22 protein-coding genes are annotated in these 23209 nt (G+C 65.9%); 5 read left to right on the top strand and 17 right to left on the bottom strand.

Annotation, left to right across the window (positions count from 1 at the left end; genetic code table 11):
* Positions 1-112: 112 nt before the first annotated feature.
* From AC50X7_RS11560 to truB, 8 genes are all read right to left on the bottom strand, one after another.
* Entirely contained in the window at positions 113-2374 is a 2262-nt protein-coding gene (locus AC50X7_RS11560; RefSeq protein WP_494979258.1) for a polyribonucleotide nucleotidyltransferase, read from the bottom strand.
* Positions 2375-2617: 243 nt separating this feature from the next.
* Positions 2618-2887 carry a 30S ribosomal protein S15 gene (gene rpsO / locus AC50X7_RS11565; protein ID WP_307095637.1) on the bottom strand — a complete coding sequence of 90 codons (270 nt, stop codon included), beginning with the start codon at positions 2885-2887 and terminating at the stop codon, positions 2618-2620.
* Between the two features lie 228 nt (positions 2888-3115).
* The gene (locus tag AC50X7_RS11570; RefSeq protein WP_494979135.1) at positions 3116-4360 is read right to left on the bottom strand and encodes a kynureninase; all 1245 of its coding nucleotides are present in this window, start codon (positions 4358-4360) and stop codon (positions 3116-3118) included.
* Positions 4361-4380: 20 nt separating this feature from the next.
* Positions 4381-5235 carry a tryptophan 2,3-dioxygenase gene (kynA, locus tag AC50X7_RS11575; protein ID WP_494979136.1) on the bottom strand — a complete coding sequence of 285 codons (855 nt, stop codon included), beginning with the start codon at positions 5233-5235 and terminating at the stop codon, positions 4381-4383.
* A 42-nt stretch (positions 5236-5277) separates the two neighbouring features.
* Positions 5278-6261, bottom strand: coding sequence for a bifunctional riboflavin kinase/FAD synthetase (locus AC50X7_RS11580; protein ID WP_494979137.1), 984 nt, complete (start codon positions 6259-6261; stop codon positions 5278-5280).
* A 136-nt stretch (positions 6262-6397) separates the two neighbouring features.
* Positions 6398-6853: a hypothetical protein gene (locus AC50X7_RS11585; protein WP_494979138.1), complete on the bottom strand. Its 456-nt coding sequence runs from the start codon at positions 6851-6853 to the stop codon at positions 6398-6400.
* Between the two features lie 19 nt (positions 6854-6872).
* Entirely contained in the window at positions 6873-7226 is a 354-nt protein-coding gene (locus tag AC50X7_RS11590) for a hypothetical protein (protein ID WP_307095646.1), read from the bottom strand.
* Between the two features lie 2 nt (positions 7227-7228).
* Entirely contained in the window at positions 7229-8182 is a 954-nt protein-coding gene (truB, locus tag AC50X7_RS11595; RefSeq protein ID WP_494979139.1) for a tRNA pseudouridine(55) synthase TruB, read from the bottom strand.
* A gap of 124 nt (positions 8183-8306) precedes the next feature.
* Between truB and AC50X7_RS11600 the strand changes: the two genes are divergently transcribed.
* Positions 8307-9461, top strand: a complete 1155-nt coding sequence (locus AC50X7_RS11600) for a pyridoxal phosphate-dependent aminotransferase (RefSeq protein WP_494979140.1) — start codon at positions 8307-8309, stop codon at positions 9459-9461.
* 19 nt (positions 9462-9480) lie between these two features.
* Here AC50X7_RS11600 and trxA read toward each other — a convergent pair whose 3' ends face one another.
* Complete coding sequence (gene trxA, locus AC50X7_RS11605) at positions 9481-9918, bottom strand: thioredoxin (protein WP_494979141.1); 438 nt, start codon at positions 9916-9918, stop codon at positions 9481-9483.
* 2 nt (positions 9919-9920) lie between these two features.
* Positions 9921-10406, bottom strand: a complete 486-nt coding sequence (locus AC50X7_RS11610; RefSeq protein ID WP_494979142.1) for a nucleoside deaminase — start codon at positions 10404-10406, stop codon at positions 9921-9923.
* A gap of 178 nt (positions 10407-10584) precedes the next feature.
* On the opposite strand from AC50X7_RS11610, the gene AC50X7_RS11615 reads away from it, so the two are divergent.
* A complete protein-coding gene (locus tag AC50X7_RS11615; RefSeq protein WP_494979143.1) occupies positions 10585-11703 on the top strand; it encodes a ScyD/ScyE family protein in 1119 nt (372 codons plus the stop codon).
* A gap of 74 nt (positions 11704-11777) precedes the next feature.
* On the opposite strand, the gene rbfA is transcribed toward AC50X7_RS11615, so the two are convergent.
* From rbfA to rimP, 5 genes are all read right to left on the bottom strand, one after another.
* Positions 11778-12290: a 30S ribosome-binding factor RbfA gene (rbfA, locus tag AC50X7_RS11620; protein WP_307095654.1), complete on the bottom strand. Its 513-nt coding sequence runs from the start codon at positions 12288-12290 to the stop codon at positions 11778-11780.
* Positions 12291-12544: 254 nt separating this feature from the next.
* Positions 12545-15472: a translation initiation factor IF-2 gene (gene infB, locus AC50X7_RS11625; RefSeq protein ID WP_494979144.1), complete on the bottom strand. Its 2928-nt coding sequence runs from the start codon at positions 15470-15472 to the stop codon at positions 12545-12547.
* 152 nt (positions 15473-15624) lie between these two features.
* Positions 15625-15966 carry a YlxR family protein gene (locus tag AC50X7_RS11630; RefSeq protein WP_494979145.1) on the bottom strand — a complete coding sequence of 114 codons (342 nt, stop codon included), beginning with the start codon at positions 15964-15966 and terminating at the stop codon, positions 15625-15627.
* A 184-nt stretch (positions 15967-16150) separates the two neighbouring features.
* On the bottom strand, positions 16151-17131 hold the full coding sequence (nusA, locus tag AC50X7_RS11635) for a transcription termination factor NusA (protein WP_307095658.1): 981 nt from the start codon (positions 17129-17131) through the stop codon (positions 16151-16153).
* Positions 17131-17739 carry a ribosome maturation factor RimP gene (rimP, locus tag AC50X7_RS11640; RefSeq protein ID WP_307095659.1) on the bottom strand — a complete coding sequence of 203 codons (609 nt, stop codon included), beginning with the start codon at positions 17737-17739 and terminating at the stop codon, positions 17131-17133. The genes nusA and rimP overlap by 1 nt, the downstream gene beginning before the upstream one ends.
* Positions 17740-17844: 105 nt before the next feature.
* Between rimP and AC50X7_RS11645 the strand changes: the two genes are divergently transcribed.
* From AC50X7_RS11645 to AC50X7_RS11655, 3 genes are all read left to right on the top strand, one after another.
* Positions 17845-19035: a DUF4439 domain-containing protein gene (locus AC50X7_RS11645; RefSeq protein ID WP_494979146.1), complete on the top strand. Its 1191-nt coding sequence runs from the start codon at positions 17845-17847 to the stop codon at positions 19033-19035.
* Positions 19036-19108: 73 nt separating this feature from the next.
* Positions 19109-19837 carry a VIT1/CCC1 transporter family protein gene (locus AC50X7_RS11650; protein ID WP_494979147.1) on the top strand — a complete coding sequence of 243 codons (729 nt, stop codon included), beginning with the start codon at positions 19109-19111 and terminating at the stop codon, positions 19835-19837.
* 49 nt (positions 19838-19886) lie between these two features.
* Complete coding sequence (locus AC50X7_RS11655) at positions 19887-20948, top strand: aminoglycoside phosphotransferase family protein (protein WP_494979148.1); 1062 nt, start codon at positions 19887-19889, stop codon at positions 20946-20948.
* A gap of 21 nt (positions 20949-20969) precedes the next feature.
* Here the strand turns inward: AC50X7_RS11655 and AC50X7_RS11660 are convergent, their stop codons facing one another.
* Positions 20970-22361, bottom strand: a complete 1392-nt coding sequence (locus tag AC50X7_RS11660) for a pyridoxal phosphate-dependent decarboxylase family protein (RefSeq protein ID WP_494979149.1) — start codon at positions 22359-22361, stop codon at positions 20970-20972.
* A gap of 44 nt (positions 22362-22405) precedes the next feature.
* Positions 22406-23209, bottom strand: coding sequence for a sulfite exporter TauE/SafE family protein (locus AC50X7_RS11665; RefSeq protein ID WP_494979150.1), 804 nt, complete (start codon positions 23207-23209; stop codon positions 22406-22408).

Genomic DNA, 23209 nt, shown 5'->3' on the forward strand with positions numbered 1-23209 from the left:
AATTGACAGCAGGACTTGGGTTCCCACCACCACAGCGCTGGGCCCGGGGACCGACCCACCGTCCCCGCCGATTCATACAAGTGCTGCGGGCTTGGCCCGCAAGCCGGGGCTGCTAGATGTCAGCGCCTTCAGCAGGTTCCGTGGTGTGGGCGCGCTCGGTCTCAACCTCGGCGCCTTCTTCCTCGGCAACTACCGGGGCGAGCGAGAGCTTTCCACGGTCGTCGATCTTGGTGATTTCCACCTGGACCTTCTGGCCCACCGAGACAACGTCATCAACGTTGTCCACGCGCTTGCCGTTGGCCAGCTTGCGGAGCTCGGAGATGTGCAGGAGGCCGTCCTTGCCCGGGGTCAGCGACACGAACGCCCCGAAGGTGGTGGTCTTGACGACCGTACCCAGGTAACGCTCGCCGATTTCCGGGACCTGCGGGTTGGCGATGGCGTTGATGGCGGACCGTGCTGCGTCTGCAGACGGGCCGTCGGTGGCGCCAATGTAGACCGTGCCGTCGTCCTCGATGGAGATGTCGGCGCCGGTGTCTTCCTGGATCTGGTTGATCATCTTGCCCTTGGGGCCAATGACTTCGCCGATCTTGTCCACGGGGATCTTCACGGCGATGACGCGCGGTGCGAACTCGGAGAGTTCGTCCGGGGTGTCGATGGCCGAGTCGATGACCTCAAGGATGTGCAGGCGTGCTTCGCGGGCCTGCTTCAGGGCTGCTGCCAGGACCGAGGCGGGGATACCGTCAAGCTTGGTGTCCAGCTGGATGGCCGTGACGAACTCGGAGGTTCCGGCAACCTTGAAGTCCATGTCCCCGAAGGCATCTTCGGCGCCGAGAATGTCGGTCAGTGCCGCGTAGCGCGTCTGGCCGTCAACCTCGTCGGAGACCAGGCCCATGGCGATACCGGCGACGGCGGCCTTCAGGGGCACACCGGCGTTCAGCATCGACAGGGTGGAGGCGCAGACGGAACCCATCGACGTCGAACCGTTGGAGCTGAGAGCCTCAGACACCTGGCGGATGGCGTACGGGAATTCCTCACGGGACGGCAGGACCGGCACGAGTGCGCGCTCAGCCAGGGCGCCGTGGCCAATTTCGCGGCGCTTGGGCGAGCCCACGCGTCCGGTCTCACCGGTGGAGTACGGCGGGAAGTTGTAGTTGTGCATGTACCGCTTGGTCTTCACCGGCGACAGCGAGTCGATCTGCTGTTCCATCTTCAGCATGTTCAGCGTGGTGACACCCATGATCTGGGTTTCGCCGCGCTCGAAGATGGCCGAACCGTGAACGCGGGGCAGAACCTCGACCTCGGCGGTGAGCTGGCGGATGTCCGTCAGGCCACGGCCGTCGATGCGGATCTGGTCCTTGAGGATGCGCTGGCGCACAACCTGCTTGGTGACCGAGCGGAACGCTGCGGACAGCTCCTTCTCGCGGCCTTCGAACTGGGCGCTCAGGGAAGCGGTAACTTCGTCCTTCAGCGCGTCCGAAGCGTCGTTGCGCTCCGTCTTATCCGCGATCTGGAAGATAGCGGCCAGCTTGTCAGCGGCAGCGGACTCGACGGCAGAGTAGACATCGTCCTCGTAATCGAGGAATACCGGGAACTCCACAGTCGGCTTGGCAGCGCGTGCAGCCAGGTCGGCCTGGGCGTCGCACAGTGCCTTGATGAACGGCTTGGCAGCCTCAAGGCCCTCGGAGACAACCTCTTCAGTGGGGGCGGTGGCGCCCTGTTCCTTGATGAGGTTCCAGGAGTTGTCGGTAGCTTCGGCTTCAACCATCATGATGGCGACGTCGTCACCGGCAACACGGCCGGCTACCACCATGTTGAAGACGGAGTTTTCCAGCTGCGAGTGCTTGGGGAAAGCAACCCACTGTGATCCGTTTTCGTCAGCAACCAGGGCAACGCGAACGCCGCCGATGGGGCCGGAGAACGGCAGGCCGGAAAGCTGGGTGGACATGGAGGAGGCGTTAATGGCCACCACGTCGTAGAGCTCGTCAGGGTTGATGGCCAGGACGGTCACCACGATCTGGACCTCGTTGCGCAGGCCCTTGACGAAGGCGGGGCGCAGCGGGCGGTCCATCAGGCGGCAGGCCAGGATGGCTTCGGTGGACGGGCGTCCTTCGCGGCGGAAGAACGAGCCCGGGATGCGGCCGGCAGCGTACATACGCTCTTCGACGTCAACCGTCAGCGGGAAGAAGTCAAAGCCTTCACGCGGGTGCTTGCCGGCCGTAGTAGCGGACAGCAGGGCTGTGTCATCGTCGATGTACACCATCGCCGCGCCGGCTGCCTGCTTGGCAAGGCGGCCGGTTTCGAAGCGGATTACACGCTTGCCAAAACGGCCATTGTCAATGACTGCTTCTGAGAACTGGATTTCGGGACCCTCCAAGAGAGTCACCTCCGTTTCTTTCTTACGGAAGTCCAGCCGCATCAACCCAGGCCAGCATCTGTCTACTGGCCCTGCACCCGGTCGTCGATCGAGACCCACGGGCCGGGGCTTCAGTCAACGAAGCCGTTCCCGGGGATCACTACCGAGGACCGCGAATGCGTGATGCGGTTGATCCTCCTGTTTAATTTTTCAGGTGAAGGAGGCGGCCCGTTCCGTGCGGGAAGGGGCCGCCCCTAAGTCCGACTAGCGGCGCAGGCCGAGGCGCTCGATGAGCGCACGGTAGCGGGCGATGTCGGTCTTCTTGAGGTAGCTCAGCATGCGCTTGCGACGACCAACCATGGCCAGCAGACCGCGCTGGGTGTGGTAATCGTGCTTGTGCTCCTTCATGTGCTCAGTCAGATCCTTGATCCGCTGGGTAAGGACAGCAACCTGGACCTCGGGTGAACCGGTGTCGCCTTCTCCGGTTGCATATTCCTTGATGATGGACTGCTTTACAGCGGCTTCAAGTGCCACGATAACTCCTAGGGATGTGCCGTGAGGGCCCAGGTCAGTAAATCACTGCCGGGTCTGCCGCCGCGGCTGGTCCGGGAAACCCGGACAGTGCCACACACAACAGGAACCAGCCGCCACGGACTGCAGCCGGATCCGTCCCCCAGTTTACCGGCCCCCGCCCAATCTTGTCGAAACAGACCCCACCGGCCAGCCGCATCACCAACCTCTCAGGTCAGGACAGCTAGTCCGTTAGTGCGCCAGCTGCTCCCGGATTGCCGCCATGCCCTGCAGTACCTCCGCGAAGCTGGTGCTCAGCGGCGAGAGTCCCACCCGGATGCCGTGCGGGGCGCGGAAGTCCGGGATGACGTCCTCGTCCCACAGCGACGCGACGTTCTCTTTGGTGAAACCGGGATGGTCCAGGGTGATGTGGCTGCCCCGCTCCCCCGGCTCCCGCGGCGAGGCAAGTTCCACGCCCAGGGGTGCCAGCCAGGCTTCGAAGACCTCGACGGCGAATGCGGTCAGCTTCACCGACTTCTCCCGGATGGCGGCCATGGTGGCTTCCTCGATGAGGTTGAGCGTGCCCCGCATGGCCAGCATTCCGAAGATCGCCGGGGTGCCGCTGAGGAATCCCCGGATACCTGCGGCCGGCTCGTAACCGGGGCCCATCTCGAAAGCGTCCTTGCGGCCCATCCACCCCCAGATCGGCTGGTTGAGCGAGGGGAGGTGGCGCTGGTTGACGTAGGCGAAGGCGGGCGATCCCGGCCCGCCGTTGAGGTACTTGTAGGTGCAGCCGGCAGCGAAGTCCACGCCTGCACTGTCGAGCCCAATCTCGACTGAACCGGCAGAATGGCAAAGGTCCCACACCACCAGCGCGCCGGCGTCGTGCACTGCTGCAGTGATGCCCGGCAGATCCGCCAGATGGCCGGAACGGTAGGCGATGTGGCTCAGGAGTACGACGGCGGTGCGCGGCCCGGCAGCTTCGCGCACCTGGTCCACGGTCACCCCGGCGTTGGGGTCCGTTTCGATCCAGCGGAGTGTCAGGCCTTCCTCGAGGGCGATACCCTCCACGAGGTAGCGGTCCGTGGGGAAGTTTTCGGTGTCCAGGACCAGTTCGTTGCGGTCGGGGTCGGCCACGGCCGCGAGGGCAGCGCGGATCAGCTTGTACAGCACCACGGTTGTGGAGTCCGCGATGATTGTTTGTCCGGGTGCGGCGCCGAGCACGGCGCGGCCCAGCTGGTCGCCGATGGACTGGGGCAGCTCCAGCCATTCCTCGTCCCATCCCCGGATCAGGCGTCCGCCCCAGCCGTCCCGGATGAACGCGCCGATGTCCTCTGCGGTGCGCTGGAGCGGGCGGCCCAGGGAGTTGCCGTCGAGGTAGGACAGTGGCGTATCGGTGCCGATGAACTGGGTGCGGTAACGCGCCAGCGGATCCTGCCGGTCCAGTTCGGCGGCGCGCTGCTGCAGGGCCGCTTCCTTCTCGTCGGAGTTTCCCACGGTTGATTGCTCCTGTGTGGTCACTGGCCGATCTCCGTCCTGACGGCGAACAGTTCCGGGAAAAAGGTCAGTTCGAGGGCTTTCTGCAGGAATGATGCACCGCTCGACCCGCCGGTTCCCGTTTTCATGCCGATGGTCCGCTGCACAGTGCGCAGGTGGCGGAAGCGCCATAACTGGAAGTTGTCCTCAAGATCCACCAGCTCCTCGCAGGCCTCGTAGGCGCCCCAGTTGTCCGCGGCGTTCTCGTAGATGTGCTTGAAGAGCGGCACCAGTTCGGGCGTGAACTCGTGGGCCTGGGTGACGTCCCGCTCGAGCACAGCCCGGGGCACAGCCAACCCCTGGCGGGCGAGGTAGGCCAGGAATTCGTCGTAGATGCTGGGCGCGTGAAGCAACTCATCCAGCATGGCGTGGGCTTCCGGATCCGAGTCGAACACCGGAAGCATCTTGCGGTTCTTGTTGCCCAGAATGAACTCAACGGCCCGGTACTGGCTTGACTGGAAGCCGGAGGAATTGCCCAGGAAGCCACGGAACTGCGAATACTCCGTGGGAGTCAGCGTGGCCAGCACCGACCACTGCTCGGTGAGGGTCTTCTGGATGTGCTTGACGCGCGCAATGCCTTTGAGCGCGGAACCGAGGTCGTCCGCACGGAGCCAGGCAGCAGTGCTCCGCAGCTCGTGCAACACCAGCTTGAGCCACAGCTCAGTGGTCTGGTGCTGGATGATGAAAAGCATCTCATCGTGATGCTGCGGCTGGCTGACCGGCTGCTGCGCACTAAGCAGTGTTGGCAGTTGCAGGTACGAGGCGTAGCTCATCCTCGAGCTGAAATCGCGGACAATGCCTTCGTCCAGTTTCCTGGTGTTCTTCTCAACAGACACGCAACTGCCTTTCCCTGGGGCGCGCTTACCCTGCAGAAGGTTTCAGCGCCTGGCGAGGAGGTGGTGCGCCTGGACCACATCCAGGCGCATCTGGTCCACCAGCGCCTCAGGCCCACGGTATGCCACCATGCCCCTCAGCCGGGCCACGAATTCAACAACTACTGTCTGGCCGTACAGATCGAAGTCCTCCACCGCTTCGTGTGGCCGGTCGATGACATGCGCTTCGACCTGCCGGCTTACGCCGTCGAACGTGGGATTCGACCCCACGGAAATGGCGGCCGGCCAGCGCGTCCCGGCCTGGTCCACCAGCCAACCGGCATAGATGCCGTCAGCCGGGATGAGTCCGCTGGCGTTACTGGCGAGATTGGCCGTGGGAAATCCGAGCGCACGGCCGCGCGCGGCACCATGCACAACTTCACCGCGCATTCGGTGCGACCGGCCCAGCACAGCCGCGGCGGTGGCGACGTCCCCTTCCTGCAGGGCCTCACGCACCCAGGTGGAGGAGCAGCGGCGGTCTGTGCCGTCGTCGTCATGCAGGGGGTAGCCCTCCGAGCCGAACTCGCTGATCACCTGGACCTCGAACCCGAACTTCCCGCCGAGCGCCTTCATGGTGTCCAGGTCGCCGGAGTTGCCGCGGCCGAACCGGGCGTCATGGCCGATCACCACGTGGCTGGCGCGCAGGCGGTCCACCAGGAACTGCTCCACGAACTCTTCTGCAGTGAGACTGGCGAGGTCGAGGGAGTACTTCATCACCAGGATGGCGTCCAGGCCCAACTCCCCCAGCGCCTCCAGTTTGTCCTGGAGCCCCATGATGAGCTCAGGCGCGGATTCGGGGCGGTGGACCAGGGCCGGGTGGGGGTCGAAAGTGACGGCCACGGACTTGGCCCGGTTGAGGCGGGCGGTGCGTATCAGCTGGGACAGCACCTGCTGATGGCCGCGGTGAACTCCGTCGAAATTCCCAAAGGTGACAACAGATGGGCCGAAGTCCGCCGGGACCTCGGACGGATCGTTCCAGATGTAGACCATCACCCTCGCCTTTTACTGCGTGCACATATCAACGCTCCGGACCCTGACGGCCGCGGAACTCTCTAAAGATTACCTGTATTCACGCAGCGCACCTTGCCAGTCGGCGCGGGACGCCAACCGCCCCGGCGAACCGATGTCAGGACGCGCGGGACGGCCGCCGCCGGTACAGCCACCCCAAACCCAGGATGGGCAGCAGCAACGGAATGAATCCGTAGCCCCGGCCGAACAGGGACCACACCGTCTCATGCGGGAACTGGACGGAATCGAAGACACTCAGGGCGCCAACCACCAGCACGCCAACCAGTTCCACCAGGACGGCTGCGACGGACACCTTGAACCATGTGCTGCCGGCCCGGGCAAGGGAGATCGTGGCAATGACGTACACCAGCGCGGCGAACGCGGACAGCAGGTAGGCGAGCGGCGCCTCGGCAAACTTAGTGAGGATCTGGTACCCGGCGCGGGCCGAGGCAGAGATGGCGAAGACCGCATAAACGGCGATGAGCAGGCGTCCCGGCCCGGTGTTGCGCGTGTTCCCGGACCCGGTTGCGGTCGCGGTGGCGTCCCGGGCGGTTCCGGAGGGCTGGTCTTTCACGTTGCGTGCTTCTTCCACTTCAGTACCAGATCTGATTCATTCGGGCGGCCATCACCAGGGCGGTAACACCGACGGCGGCCAGGACAAAGTTGCTCCACCGGGTACGTTCCAGAATGGACCAGTAGACGGCGGCGGGCGGCAGGAGCATCGCCGTGGCGAGATAGCCCCAGAACTCCCAAGCCTCCCCCGCGATGGGCTCACCCGCGATAACGCGCACGATGGATCCCACCAGGTACACCAGGAGGGCCACCTCGACGGCGGCGACCGAGAGGATGGTGACGTCGTTAGGTGCTTTTTTCAGGATGCCGGCCAGCAGGCACACTCCGCTGGACAGGAGCCCCACCACCAGGATGATGTAAAAATACGCGTCCACCCTCAGGCCACCCCGGACGCGCCGGTACCGGGAGCGCCGTTGCCGGGGCCTCCGTTGCCGGGGGCAAAGACCAGCACGGGTTTGGCAAAGCTGCCCGCGTCAGCGAGCAGCGCCACCAGGTTTCCGTCGGGGGCGAAGGCGGCTGCGGGATGTTCGGCCGTGGCTGCATCCGGGCTGCCAGGGGCAGCACCGGCAGCAATCCGCCGGCCAAAGGAGATCTCCGTGGTTTCTTCCGGGCTGAGCTCGCGGTTGGGCATCAGCGCCCGGGCGGCCTCGGACATGTCAAGGACGTTGAGCTCTTCCGCAAGCTGTTCAAGCGTGCGCGCCTGTTCCAATGAGTAGGGCCCGACGTGGGTCCGCCGGAGGGCGGTGAGGTGTCCACCGACGCCGAGTGCGTTGCCAAGGTCGCGGGCAAGGGCACGGATGTAGGTCCCGGAGGAGCATTCCACTGTGACGTCCAGGTCCACAACGTCGGCCCCGGCATCCCTGCTGATGCTGTGCACCTCAAACCGGTGAATGGTCACTGGGCGGGCCGCCAGCTTCACTTCTTCCCCGGAGCGGACCCGGGCGTAGGCGCGTTCCCCGTTGACCTTGATGGCGCTTACGCTGCTCGGCACCTGCTGTATTTGCCCGGTCAAGGCCGCAACGCCGTCGTGAATTGCCTGCTCGCCCACCGTGGAAGTGCCTGCCGTGGCCGTGACGTCACCTTCGGCGTCGTCCGTGACGGTTGACTGGCCCAGGCGGATGGTGGCGGTGTAGGTCTTGGAGGTGCCCACGATGTATGTGAGCAGGCGGGTCGCCTTGTTGATGCCCACCACCAGGACGCCGGTTGCCATGGGATCCAGTGTCCCGGCGTGCCCCACTTTCCGGGTACCGGCGAGGCGCCGCATCCGGCCAACCACATCATGGCTGGTCCATCCCTGCGGTTTGTCCACTATCACCAGTCCAGAAAGCACGCTTCCCAGTATATCGGCGCTGGTCCCGGCGCCCGCCCACCCGGTGCAGCCCGCGGAATGCCGGCCCGCCCCCGCTAACGAGGCCAGCCCCGTGCTGCAGTGTCCGCCAGTTAGGATGGCAGGCATGCCTGAGCTTGCCGCCCACGTCCGCGACGTCCCCGTCAACCAGATCCGGGAAATCACCGAGGCCGCGTGGCGTACCCCCGGCGCCCTGGTCCTCAGCATCGGCGAGCCCGGGTTCCCGCTCCCCCGCCATGTCCTCGACGCCGGCATGGCCTGCCTGGACAGGGACGAGACCAACTACACCCCCAACGCCGGTATTCCGTCGCTGCGGGAAGCGTTCGCGGCGAGGTTCCGGGAGCAGCAGGGCTGTGATGTGGGGGCCGACCGCGTGTACGTAGTGGACGGCGCGCAGCAGGGCCTGCACTTCGCCATGAGCCTGCTGCTCTCCCCCGGGGATGAAATCCTGATTCCAAACCCCGGCTACCCCACGTTTGCGATGACCAGCCGCCTCCTGAACGCCGTGCCGGTGGGTTACCCGCTCTACCCTGACCACGGCTTCCGGCCTCGGACCGCGGACATCGAGGCCCTCATCACGGACCGGACCCGGGTGCTGGTCCTGAACTCGCCCTCCAACCCGCTGGGCGCAGTGCTCAGCGAGGACCTGACCCGGGAACTCGTGGAGCTGGCCCGCCGACACGACCTGTGGGTGATCTCTGACGAGTGCTACGAGGCGTTCACCTACGATGTCCCACACGTGAGTCCAGCAAGGTTCGACGGCGTGCTGCCTGGTGAGGCGCGCGTCTTCACCTCGCTGACCCTGTCCAAGACCTATGGCCTCACAGGGCTCCGCATCGGCGCCCTGGTGTGCCCGCCGGGACTGGAGCAAAAGATGAACAACGTCATGGAGTCGATCGTTTCGTGCGTGGCATCGCCGTCGCAGTATGCCGCGCTCGCCGCCCTCACGGGGCCGCAGGATTACGTCCAGCACGCACACGGGCACTACCGGGCCAACCGGGACGCCGCCTCCGCCGTGCTGGACGCCAAGGGAATTCCCTATTTGAAGGCCGACGGCGCGTTCTACCTGTGGGCCGACGTGTCCCATGTGAGCGGCGGTGACGTGCGCGGGTGGGTGCGGCGCTTCCTTGCGGAGTCGGGCGTCGCACTTGCACCGGGAACTGCCTTCGGCTCCATCGGTGAGGGTTGGGTGCGGATCGCGCTGTGCGGCAAGAAGCAGGAGCTGCTGGAAGCCCTGGCCCGGCTGCCGGAACGCGCCTAGGCCGAATGGCGGTCCTTTGTCAGCGGCGGGTGCCGGAAAGAGCTCCGTCCAGCCATTGGCGCAGGACCTCCGCGGGGGCGGCGCCGGCCTGCCGGGCTGCCACTTTGCCGTCCACCAGAACCATCAAGGTGGGAATTGCCTGCACGTCGAAACGCCGGGACAGGCCCGGGGATTTGTCGACGTCCACCTTCACCAGCTTGATTTCGCCGGCCCGTTCACGCGCCAGTTTGTCCAGGACAGGGCTCACCATACGGCAGGGCCCGCACCACGCCGCCCAGAAATCCACCAGCACCGGAACGGGCGACTGCTCGGCGACGGTGCCGAAGTCGGCATCGCCAGCGTCCACAATCCAGGGCAGCCCGCCCCGGCAGCTGCCGCAGCGGGGCCGGCCGGCAGCGCTGGCGGGCACCCGGTTGGTCTTCCCGCAGTGCGGGCATTCAACGAGGGTGGCATCCATACCTAGTAGTCTTTCCGGCTTTTGTGGGCGGCGCCCCACGCCTGGAAGGGCGCGTCCGACGCCGGCACGTCACCCTTGTTGACCGGCAACAGTTCCGGGCGGGTCCCCGAGAAGTAGTCGTAGAAAACAGCGTCGTCAAAGCCTGCGGAAGCAGCACCGTACCGGTCCGCGGCGAAATATACGCGGTCTATCCGCGCCCAGAGGGCAGAAGCCAGGCACAGCGGGCACGGCTCGCAGCTGGTGTAAAGAACCGCGCCGCGCAGGTCGAAGTTCCGCACTGCAGCTGCAGCCGTACGGATGGCAACCACTTCGGCGTGGGCCGTGGGATCGTTGTCGCGGGTGACGCGGTTGACGCCCTCGTGCACCCGCCCATCCTTCGTCACCACCAGCGCACCGAACGGCCCGCCCCCATCCGCGACGTTACGGGTGGCCAGGGCTACCGCCCTTTCGAGGTACTGGTTGGTTTTGCCGTGGTCCGCCTGGGTCATAGCTAGATCCTAGCCAAGGGGCTGGCATTAGGGGACGAAAATAGGGGGCGGCATAGGGGGAAATCCCGGCGACACAGTTGCTGTGCAGGCATACTCTGGCGCCGGGGGTTTCCGCATTTTTGCCTCTTGCGAGGCTCCTTATACCGGCCCGCGAAGGGCGCCAAACCCGGAGTACCCAATGAAGAAGAAGTTTTCAATTGTCGCGTGTCTCGCTGCTGCTGTGATCGCAATTCCTGCCGGCCCGGCGCTGGCGGGCTCCACCCCTGAGCACTCGGAGCCGCGGACCCTGGCGGAGAACCTCATTGGACCCCTGAGCCTGGCCGTGGGCTCCGATGAGTCTGTTCTGGTCACCCAGAATTTCGCCGGGCTCCTCAGCCGTGTCAACGACGACGGCTCCACCACCACCCTCTACAAGGGCAAGAAGGGTTGGGACGTAGCAGGTGTGGAAACCCGGCGCGGAACCACCTACTTCGTGGAAAGCGTGGGCGCCGGTGATCCGAAGGCTCTCGAGGGCTACCTGAAGTCCATCGACTCACAGGGCGAGGTGCGCACTATTGCCAACCTGGCCGGCTACGAACGCGAAAATAACCCGGACCGCGATCAGCATTACGGCTTTGGCCCCGACGTCTCAGCAGCATGCCTGGCCGATTGGCCTGCCTTCCCGCCTGCCCATTACCAGGGGGCTCTGGACTCGCACCCCTACGGGGTGGCCGTCCGGGGCGATACCGCCTATGTCGCTGACGCGGGAGCAAACGCCATCCTGGAAGTGAACATAGAGACAGGCGACGTTTCCACGCTGGCAGTCCTGCCGCCGCGGCCTGCCGTAATCCCTGCAGGGACAAAGATCCCGGTGGACATGGCGGGGACGACTGTGGAGGTCCCTGCGTGCGTGGTGGGCCACGAATACGCCTTTGAACCCGTACCGACGGACGTGGAGTTCGGCCCGAATGGCCGGCTGTACGTCACGTCTCTTCCCGGCGGGCCGGAGGATCCTTCGCTCGGAGCCCGCGGAGCCATCTTCCGCGTGAACCCCTGGAGCGGCTCTTCCCGTGTGTGGGCTGAGGACATCCTGAGCCCCACTGGCCTTGCCATCGCTGACGACGGCGACGCGTACGTAGCGTCCATGTTCGGCAACGAAATCATCAAGATCGATGCCCAAACCTGCGAGAAGTCACAGTTCCTCGCCATCGACGGGCCGGCCGCGGTGGAAGTCCGCGGACAGTCGCTGTACGCCACGGCAGGATTCAATTTCGCTGATCCAAGCAAAGGCAAGGTGATCAAAGCGGGCATCCGGTAGGACAAGACATAGTTTTCTGGGAAGCAGAAGCCCCGGACCGCAAATGCGGCCCGGGGCTTCTGCTGCCATGACGGCTACTGCTTGTTGCCGTCCTCGTCGAGTTCCTCGCCGTCCGTGACGTCAAAGTCCTCTTCATCAAAGTCGTCTTCGTCGATGTCCACATCGGCCGACGCATCACTCTTATAGGGATCGGCGTCCCCGGCGTGACTCGCGCTGGCAGCCAGGGCTGCCACTTCGGCGTCACGCTTTTTGGCTTCCCGGAGGAGTTCCTCCAGGTTGGATGCAATTACGGGAACCTCGTCGGAGACGAACTCAAGGGTGGGAGTCAGGCGAATGCTGAGATTGCGCCCCACCTCCTGGCGAAGTACACCCTTGGCTTTCTCCAGGCCCTTGGCAGCATCAGCCTGAACGGCCTGGTCACCAAAAACGGTGTAGTAGAGGGTGGCATGCTGCAAATCATTCGTCACCCGGGCATCGGTAACGGTGATGCCCTCCAGCCGGGGATCCTTAACCTTCCGGCCCAGGGCCTCAGCAACAACAACCTTAATCCGCTGCGCCAACTTGGCAGCACGTGCCGGATCAGCCATGAACAACTCCTAAAAGAAGAAAAAGTTGGGACGTACGACGGCGGCCCGAGGGGCTGCTACGCACGTTTAGGTTTTTTCGCCACGCACCTCAGGCGAGCTTAAACGACGGCTCCCGTTGGTTTTTTCCGGCGGCCCGGGAGTGGCATCGGGCCTGCCGAAGCTGGGCGGCGCAGGATCGAAGATCCTAAGCCGCCCAGCGAAGGGGCGGGGCCGCCGGAAAAATCCGACGGCCCCAACCGGCACTGCGTCAAGCCTTAGACGCGCGGCTTCTCACGCATTTCGAAGGTCTCGATGATGTCGCCTTCGGTGATGTCGTTGTAAGAGCCAAGACCGATACCACACTCGAAGTCCGTGCGGACCTCGGTGGCGTCGTCCTTGAAGCGCTTGAGCGTCTCAACGGTGAGGTTGTCACCGATGATCTTGCCGTCGCGGCTGATGCGTGCCTTGGTGTTGCGCCGGATGATGCCGGAGCGGACAATCGAGCCGGCGATGTTTCCGAACTTGGAGGAACGGAAGACTTCGCGGACCTCGGCGGTGCCCAGCTGGAATTCTTCGTATTCCGGCTTGAGCATGCCCTTGAGCGCCATCTCGATGTCATCAATTGCTGCGTAGATGACGGAGTAGAAGCGCATGTCCACGCCTTCGCGGTCTGCCAGTTCGGCAACACGCTCGGCAGGCTTGACGTTGAAGCCGATGATGACGGCGCTGTCGACCGTCGCCAGGTTGACGTCGTTCTGCGTGATGGCACCAACACCGCGGTGGATGACGCGCAGCTGCACGCCTTCGCCGACGTCGATCTTGAGCAGCGCGTCTTCGAGGGCTTCCACGGCACCGGACACGTCACCCTTGAGGATGAGGTTGAGGGTGTCGATCTTGCCTTCGGCGACGGCCTGGTCGAAGTCTTCCAGGCTGATGCGCTTGCGGCGCTTGGCCAGGGCGGCGTTGCGGTCGGCTGCTTCACGCTTCTCAGCGATCTGGCGGGCGGTGCGCTCGTCAGCGGTCACGAAGAAGGTGTCACCTGCACGCGGCACGTTGGACAGACCCAGCACCTGGACGGGGCGGGACGGGCCGGCCTCGGTCAGGGCGCTGCCGTCGTCGTCGAACATCGCACGGACGCGGCCGTGGGCGGTGCCTGCAACGATGGTGTCGCCGACGCGCAGCGAGCCGGACTGCACCAGGACAGTGGCCACGGAACCGCGTCCCTTGTCCAGGTTGGCTTCGATGGCGATACCGCGGGCGTCCTTGTTCGGGTTGGCGCGCATGTCCAAGGCAGCGTCTGCAGTGAGCAGGACTGCCTCGAGCAGCTCGTCGATGTTGAGGTTCTGGCGGGCAGAGACCTCCACGAACATGGTGTCGCCACCGTATTCTTCGGGAACGAGGCCGTACTCGGTCAGCTGGCCGCGGACCTTGTCCGGGTTGGCGCCTTCCTTGTCGATCTTGTTCACGGCCACCACGATGGGCACGTTGGCCGCCTGGGCGTGGTTGAGGGCTTCAACGGTCTGGGGCATCACGCCGTCGTCCGCTGCGACCACCAGGATGGCGATGTCGGTGACCTTCGCACCACGGGCACGCATGGCGGTGAACGCCTCGTGGCCCGGGGTATCGATGAAGGTGATCTTCCGGTCGTCGCCTTCGTGGTTGTGAGTGACCTGGTAGGCACCGATGTGCTGCGTGATGCCGCCGTGCTCGCCCGCCATAACGTCGGACTTGCGGATGGCATCAAGGAGGCGGGTTTTACCGTGGTCCACGTGGCCCATAACGGTGACAACCGGAGGACGTGCCTCGAGGTCTTCGTCGCCTTCGGCTTCGAGCTCGGCTTCGAAGTCGATGTCGAAGGTGGAGAGCAGCTCGCGCTCCTCGTCCTCCGGCGACACAACCTGGAGCTTGTAGCCAAGCTCCTCGCCCAGCAGCGCAAAGGTTTCCTCGTCCAGCGACTGCGTGGCCGTTGCCATTTCACCGAGGTGGAACAGCACGGTTACCAGTGCGGCGGGGTTCGCCTCGATCTTGTCGGCGAAGTCCGTGATGGACGAGCCGCGGCGGAGGCGGATCACAGTGTTGCCGTCGCCGCGGGGTACGCTCACGCCACCCAGCGACGGGGCACTCATCTGCTCAAGTTCCTGGCGCTTTGCACGCTTCGACTTGCGCTGCTTGCCACGTCCGGCGCCACCCTTGCCGAAGGCACCCTGGGTGCCACCGCGTCCGCGGCCGCCCTTGCCAAAGCCACCACCGGCGGGAGCACCGCCGCCGCCACCGGGACCACCGGTTCCGGGAGCGCCGCCCGGGCGTCCCGGGCCACGGCCGCCGGCACCCGGACGTCCGGCACCGGCCGGAGCCGGGCGTTCAGTGCGGTTGGGCATCATGCCCGGAGTAGGACGGTTTCCACCGGCACCACCGGCACCACCGGGACGGGGTGCACCCGGACGGGGTCCGCCGGCACCTGCGGCAGGACGGGGCCCACCGGCGCCTGCTGCGGGACGCGGACCACCGGGACGGGGTCCGCCGGCACCTGCTGCAGGACGCGGACCACCGGGACGGTCGCCGTCGGTACGGCTTCCGCCCGGGCGGGGCATGCCCTGGGAGGTGGCAAACGGGTTGTTGCCGGGACGGGGAGCGCGCTCACCGTCACCGCCACGGCCGCGGGGCATGCCCTGCGAGGTGGCGAAGGGGTTGTTGCCCGGACGGGGACCGCCGGGACGGGGAGCTGAACCGCCCTGCCCGCCGGAGCGGGGAGGTGCTGCCGGAGTCTCGGCCTTGGGGGCCGGGCGTGCACCGGGCTTTGCGCCGGTGGACGGTGCAGCGGGGGCTGCCGGAGCGGCAGGCGCGCTGGAAGCAGGCGCTGCCGGTGCCACGGGTGCTGCCGGTGCGGCGGGTGCCGATGCAGCCGGAGCTGCGGGGGCAGGTGCCTGCGCCTTGGGGGCCGGAGCCTTGGGCGCTGCCGGACCGGGAGCGGGGGTTGAAGGACGTGCCTCTGCCGCCGGGGCTGCTGCCTTGGGCGCGGCGGCCGGTGCTGATGCCTTGGCAGCAGCGTCGGGGAAGGCGTTGCGCAGTTTGCGCACAACGGGGGCCTCAATGGTGGAAGAGGCGGAGCGAACGAATTCGCCCAGTTCCTGCAGTTTTGTCACTGCATCTTTGGAAGTTATACCGAGCTCTTTGGCGAGCTCGTGTACGCGGACCTTGGCCACATTTCTCCTGTCTCGGTCCGCACCGAGCCAGGCACGAACCGTCTACTTCTTACTGCGGGCCCAAGCCGCGATTGCTGCAGAAGGGCCCATTGCAGAGCGCAACAAAGTTGTCATCGTTGCGCACTCATCGCTGGGAACTCATCGGGTTTCCATCAGATTTCTGACCCGCTTTCAGGTTGGACGGTTGGTGTTGCAGTTGCCGTGGCTGCAACGCTCGCTTCCGACTTGATCCAGTGTTCGACGGCGGCCGTTCCGGTTGCGCCCGAAAGGGCACGTCCGAAAGCCCGCCGTTTAATCGCCAGAGCCAGGCACGATTCGCTGGGGTGCAGCCATGCACCCCGGCCAGCCATCCGGCGTCGTTCATCCACCAGGACAGCGGTTGATCCGCTGCCTTCGGCGACGAGCCGGAGTAATTCATTCCGCTTGCCCTTCTTCCGGCAGCCGATGCAGGTACGTTCCGGTTGACTCCCGTTGGAAAGCACTGCCACGGTCATCTTCCTGACGTTCATATCTGCTGGCCCTGGAATTCCTTACCTCCGCTTGTTCAAGCGGAAGGGGCACTCGCAGGGCGCACAACTGCCGGCCGTTGGGCGCGGCCTTTTCTATTCTAGCCCCTCCGGGCCGTTCTGCCCGAAACCCCAGTGCTGTTCCGGCGTGGCCCGTCACTCCCGGGCGGGGCTAGTTTTCGCGCGCGGTTGCGGCGTCGGAAACGATGTCGATGCGCCAGCCGGTGAGCTTGGCCGCCAGGCGGGCGTTCTGGCCCTCCTTGCCGATGGCCAGGGAAAGCTGGTAATCGGGAACCACCACGCGGGCGGAACGGGTGGCCTCATCGGTAATGGTGACCGAATTCACCCGCGACGGGGACAGTGCACTGGCAATGAACGTGGCCGGATTCTCGCTGAAATCGACGATGTCGATCTTTTCGTCATTCAGTTCTGTCATCACTGCGCGCACGCGCGAGCCCATTTCGCCGATGCAGGCGCCCTTGGCGTTGATGCCGGCGGCGTTTGCCTTGACGGCGATCTTGGTGCGGTGGCCGGCTTCCCTGGCCAGTGCGACGATCTCGACGGAGCGGTCGGCGATTTCCGGTACTTCCAGTTCGAAGAGTTTCCGGACCAGTCCCGGGTGCGACCGGGACAGCGTCACGGACGGGCCCTTGGAGCCGCGGTGGACGTCGATGACCAGGGCACGCAGGCGGTTGCCGTGGATGTACTTCTCCCCCGGAACCTGTTCGGGCGGCGGCAGGAGTGCTTCAACGGCGCCCAGGTTGACCTGGACCATGTGCGGGTTGTGTCCCTGCTGGATGGTGCCGGCCACGAGTTCGCCTTCACGGCCCTTGAACTCGCCCAGGACGTTGTCGTCCTCGACGTCGCGCAGCCGCTGCAGGATGATCTGGCGGGCGGTGCTGGCAGCGATGCGGCCGAAACCTTCCGGGGTATCCTCGAACTCGCCGATGGGGGCGCCGTCGTCGTCAATTTCCACGGCCCAGATGGTGACGTGGCCGCTCTTGCGGTCCAGTTCCGCACGGGCCTTTTCGAAGGCGCCGGGCGACTTGTGGTAAGCCACCAGGAGCGCCTGCTCGATGGTGGGAATCAGGAGGTCCAGCGGGATTTCACGCTCACGCTCCAGAAGTCTCAGTGCGCTCATGTCAATATCCATCAGGCCTCCTCAGAAGGTCCATTGTGTTCAGTTTCCAGACCATTCCCGTTGAGGTGGCTGAATTCGATCTCGACTTTTCCGTTGCGGATCCTGTCGAAAGGAAGCTTGATGGGATCGCCCTGCTTGGGCTTCATCCCCTTTTTCACGGCGATTTCGGGCACGATCATCACACCGCCGTCATCCACCGACTGGACGCGGCCCATAACGTTGTCGCCCTGGACGACGTTGACTTTGACCATCCGGCCCTTGGCGCGGTGCCAGTGCCGCGGCTCCGTCAGCGGCCGGCCGACACCGGGCGAGGAGACCTCAAGGTCGTAGGGGCGGCCGTCGTCGGCAGGATCGTTGTCCAGCACATCGGACAGCACCTTGGAAATGTCAGCAATGACGTCAAGGCTGACCCCGCCCGTTTCCTCTTGGGGAAGGTCCACCACCACGTGGACCACCCGGTGGGAACCGGGGACGATCGCGACGTCCTCAAGGTACAGGCGGTTGGCCTGGACCGAGGGTTCAAGGAGTGCCCTGAGCCGTGCAGCTTCCGGATTGTGTGCGGCCTCAGCCTTACCCGTAGCGGTCTGGTCTGATGAAGCTGTGGCTTCTGCATTGCTCACGATGCCGGCCGCCTCCCGTTAGATGATGTTGTGTGTACTAGCCTAGCTATTTTAGCGGTTCATTGGTGCACGAAGTCCCCCCTCGGCGTGACACCATGGTCTGTTGTGAAAGATGACGACCAGGAAAACCGCCCACGGATGCGCTATTTCCGGTACGCCGTTTTTTCGCTCACAGCCCTCCTCGTCCTGAGCCTGGGTTTCGCGCTGATCCCCCCTGTTCCGCCTGCACCTGCGGAACCGCCGTTCTCCGAACAGGCGCGCGCAGCCGCCTTGGAAGATGCCCTGCGGCTCCGTTCTGCCGGGCTGGAACTTGGCGCTGCCGGAGGGAACGTTTCCGCCGGCGGGACTGGGGCGGCCCCGCTGGACCAGGTTGTGACGTTGCTGACCTTCCAGGCCCGGGCGCTGCTGCTTCCTGACAGTCCGGCTTCCGCTGAAGCTAGGGCGTCAGCTACGGCTACGGCGACGGCGTCCCTTCCGGCCGGGGCTCCCCCCACGGTTGCTCCCCCGTCGTCGGCTCCTCCTGCCCAAGTGACTGTGGCCAGGTTCGCCGCCGCCCTCGCCGCCAGCGGGCAGCAACGCCTGAGGGACGCGGAAACGGCCGACGGCGGCATCGCGCGGCTGCTGGCCGGCAGCGGCATCGCGCAGCTTCTGGCAGCCGAACAGCTTGGGGCGAAAGCTTCACCATCCCGGGGCGACCAGGGGCAGGAAGGCCTGGCGCAGGACGGGACAGCGCAGGAAGGCACGGCAGCTTCGCCGGGCCCCACGGAGCCCGCATCTCTGCCCCCCTCCCCTCCCCCTCTGCCGGGGCGGCCACACGCCAACGTCGACGCCAATGCCGCCGAGGGCACGGTGGATGACAACGGCGGCGTGGCAACCGCCCTTGCAGCCGCGGCTGAGGCGGAACTGGAGACGGTGTACGGGTACCAGGCCGCCCTCACCCGCCTTCCCCCGGAAGGGGCACGCACGGCGTCGGACTTCCGGAAACAGCACCAGTACCTCGCCGATCAGGCCGGAACGATCAGCCGGATGCACTGCGGGGCCCCAGCCCCGCAACCGCCCGGCTACGTACTGGACCAGGAGTTCCTGGATGCTCCGGCGGCAGGACTTGCCCGCTTGGAGGCCGACACCTTGCCGGCTTATGGGGACATTGTGGCAATTACCGACGGCAGCACGCGGGCTTGGGCCCTGTCAGCACTGCAGGGAGGGGCCCGCCGAGCGCAGCACTGGGGCGCCGGCCCAAATCCGCTTCCCGGTCTTGTCCTGGACGAAGCGCAGCTTCCCCAACTGCCCGGATAAGGCAGCCTGGCCCCGGGCGGCCTGGAGTTGCTGGTGCTGGCGGGTCCGCCGAGCGGGGTGGTTTGCTGTAGGGATGGACGCCGCCACCGCACCCTCCTTCCATAACAACGAACCGCACGGCAACGACATGGCGCAGCGGCTGAACTGGCTGCGGGCGGGCGTCCTTGGTGCCAACGACGGCATTGTCTCGGTGGCCGCCATCGTTGTGGGAGTAGCGGGAGCCACCGCCGCAACCGGGCCGATACTGACGGCAGGAGCTGCGGGCCTGGTGGGCGGGGCCGCGTCCATGGCGCTGGGCGAATACGTCTCCGTCAGCAGCCAAAGCGACAGCCAGCGGGCCCTGATAGAGAAGGAACGCCGTGAACTGGCCGAGGAACCGGAAGAGGAACTTGCAGAGCTGACTGCCCTCTACCTGGCCAAGGGCCTCAGCCCGGAAACAGCCGGCAAAGTAGCTGAGGAACTCACGGCGCATGACGCACTGGCCGCGCACCTGTCCGCCGAGCTCAACATTGACGAGACGGACATTGTCAGCCCTTGGCATGCGGCCTTTGCCTCTGCCGTCGCTTTCATCACCGGCGCAATCCTCCCCATGCTGGCAATCCTGCTCCCGCCACCGGAAATCCGGGTCCCCGTCACCTTCGCCGCAGTCCTCCTTGCCCTGGCACTGACGGGTGCGCTCGGGGCTTGGATCGGCGGCGGCTCCAAAGCCCGGGCAGCAGTCCGTGTCGTAGCAGGCGGAGCCCTGGCGCTCGCCGCCACCTTCAGCGTTGGCAACCTGCTGGGGGCCACGGGCGTGGTCTGAAGAAGCATCCTGCCACGCCGGCCGCTCCCCTGCCCCTACGCTGGAACTGATGAGCGAACCGGCGGCAGTACCAATCCCACCCGACCTCACTGCGCGGTACAGCCGCAGCAGCGCAGGGCGGGCCTGGCTTGCATCCCTGCCGGGCCTCATCCAGGGCCGGCTGGACAACTGGCAGCTGACGCCGGACCTGCCCCGCGGCGCCCTGCCCTGGAACGGCCATGGCGGGGTGGTCATCCCGGTGCAGCAGGTGGACGGCACTCCGGCGGCCCTCAAAATCGCTTTCCCGCATGACGAAGCCCGGGTTGAGCGGCATGCCCTCGCCTTATGGCAGGGACGGGGCGCGGTGGCGCTGTTGGCCTCCGATGCGGGTACCTGCGCCATGCTCCTGGAGCGGCTCGACGGCGAACGCTCCCTCGCCGCTGTCCCCGTGGAGGACGCCGTGGAGGTGTGGGCAGGCCTGGTGCGGCAGCTGAGCCTCACCCCCGATGACCGGCCGCAGTGGCAGGAATTCGAACACATCGCCGCGCGGGCAGAGCAGTGGAGTGACGACCTGCCCGTGGAATGGGAACAGCTGGGGCGTCCCTTCCCGCGCTGGCTGCTCGAGGCAGCCCTTGAGGTGTGCCAAACCCGCGGGGCGGTGGGCAGGCGTTCGGCACGCGATGTCCTGGTCCACACGGACCTGCATTTCCTCAATGTCCTGGCCAGGCCGTCTGCGTCCGCACCGGCAGGTCTTCCATCCCCGCCGGTAGTTACGACGGCGGCAGGCTTCGCCGCCATCGACCCCCAGCCCATGATCGGGGAGCCGGAGTTCGCCGTGGCGCCGCTGCTGTGGAACCGCTTGTCCGACTTGCCCGTCAAGGACACCGGAGCCGGGCTGCGGCAACGCTGTTCTGATTTCAGTTCCGCTGCCGGGCTGGACCCGGACGTTGCACGGCAATGGGGCATCGCCCGGGAAGTGGAGAACGCTTTGGCTTACGCGGGAAAGCCGGACCATCGAGGCGACCTTGAGCGTTCCCTGTGGGTGGCCAGCACTTTGGCCGGCCAGACCTTGGACGGGCTGCCGTCCGCACATCGCCTGCCGGAACCGGGAGCGGCGGTCAGGGCGCGCTGACGCTGAAGGATTCCCGTGAAGTCAGATGTCCCGCACGGCCGCGAGGGCGGACCCGACGGCCGCCACGGCGGTGCGCACTTCGTCATCGGCCGTTTGCCAGTTGCTGACGGAAATACGCAGGATGTCCCGGTCCTGCCAGCGGGAGCCGGACATCCATACCCTGCCGTCCGCGATGATGCGTGCTGTCACGGCACGGGTCGTGGCGTCGTCGCCGAACGCCACGCAGACCTGTGTGTAGCCGACGTCGTTCAGGACCTCCACGCCGTCGATTCCTGCCAGCCCTGCCGCAATCTCCGACGCCGCGGCCACAAGCCCGCGCACCTGGGCTGCAACGCCGTCGCTGCCCAGGCTTTTCAGTGCCGCCCATACAGGCACACCCCGGGCACGGCGGGACAACTCCGGCACCTTTTCGAAGCGGTCACCCGGGCCCTCGCCGTCCTGAATGAGGTAGCTGGTGTGCAGGCCCATGGCCGATCGGAGAGCCGAGGCGTCGCGGACAATGGCAATGCCGCAGTCGTACGGCACGTTCAGCGTCTTGTGCGCGTCGGTCCCCCACGAGTCAGCGTCCTCGTAGCCGCCTGTCAGGTCCCGAAGTTCGGGCACCGCCGCCGCCCAGAGTCCGAAAGCACCGTCGATGTGGACCCACGCGCCATGCTTCCGGGCGATGCGGATGGCTTGGGCGAAAGGGTCAAAAGCCCCGGAGTGCAGGTTTCCTGCCTGCAGGCAGACCAGAGCCGGCCCGGAACCGCCAGCCAGCGCCGCCTCAAGGGCTGCGGGAATCAACCGCCCCTGATCGTCAGCATCAACCACCACCGGTCTTCCCAGCCCCAGATACCGGAGGGCAAGGTCTACGGTGTCGTGCCGTTCCCGGCCCACGAAGCAGCGAATTCGAGGTGCCCCGCTCAGCCCGTCCCGGTCCAGGTCCCACCCAGCGTCGGCGAGCAGCCGCCACCGTCCTGCTGCCAGCCCCGTGAAGTTGGCCATGGTGGCTCCGGTGACGAACCCGACGTCGGACGCGGCAGGAAGAGCCAGCAGCTCCAGCAGCCAGGCCCCTGCGCTTTCCTCGATGGCCGCCATGGCGGGGGTGGCGTAGCGGAGGCCGGCGTTCTGGTCCCAGGCGCTCACCAGCCAGTCAGAGGCAAGGGCAGCCGGCAGCGTACCGCCGATCACCCAGCCGAAGAAGCGGCCGGATGGCATGGCCATGAGCCCCGGCTCGGCTGTCCGGGCCAGGAGGTCAACGACGTCCTCGGCCGCCATGCCGGCGGCAGGCAAGGGCCCCCCGAAAGCGCCCGTGAGGTCATGCGCGGGCAGGCGCGGGCCAACTGGCCTGTCAGGCATACTGCGCAGCCAATTCCCGGCATGGCCGGCAGCGGCAGCTAAAGCACGGGCGTACTCGTCTTCACCGTGTGGCATAGCTGCATGCTACGCCCCGCGTTCGGTGCCCACGAGGTCCTCTTCTACCCCTGTTGGGGGAAGTTTTCCTGCCAGACGTCGTAACCGAGCTTGAGGATCAGGGCGGCCACCACCACAAGGAAGACGACACGGACGAACCGGCTCCCCTGCGCTACCGCCGTCCTGGCTCCGAGGTACCCGCCGGCCATGTTGGCAATACCCAGCAGCAGGCCCAGCCCCCACAGGATGGACCCGTGCGGCAGGAAGAACATCAGGGCGCCGGCATTGGTTGCCATGTTCACGATCTTGGCTTTGGCACTGGCTTCGAGGAACGCATAACCCATCGCCGAAACCAAGGCGATGACCAGGAAGGAACCCGTCCCCGGGCCAATCAGGCCGTCATAAAAGCCGATGACGGCGCCGATCAGGCACGCCACCACATAGTGCTTATGGCCATTGTGCCGCAGGGCAGTGACGTGGCCCGCGTCCGGCTTAAGGGCGGTAAACAGCGCAACTGCCACCAGCGCGGCCACGATAATGGGCTTGAACACGCTGGACGGAAGCGTGGCGGCCAGAACTGCGCCGCCGAAGCTGCCCGCCAGGGCAATGACAGCCATCGGCAAGGCCGTCCTCAGGTCCGGCCCCACCCGTCGGTAGTACGTGACGGCGCTGGTTGCGGTTCCGAAAATGGACCCCATTTTGTTTGTCGCCAAGGCCTGGACAGGCGAGATGCCCGGGACCAGCAACAGGGCGGGGAGCTGGATCAGCCCGCCCCCGCCCACCACGGCGTCCACCCAGCCCGCGGCGAAACCCGCCAGCACAATCAATACCAGCGTGGTGAGCTGGATGGACTCAAGCCCCGGGAGCAC

It is taken from the genome of Pseudarthrobacter sp. Hb11 (genome assembly GCF_059383655.1).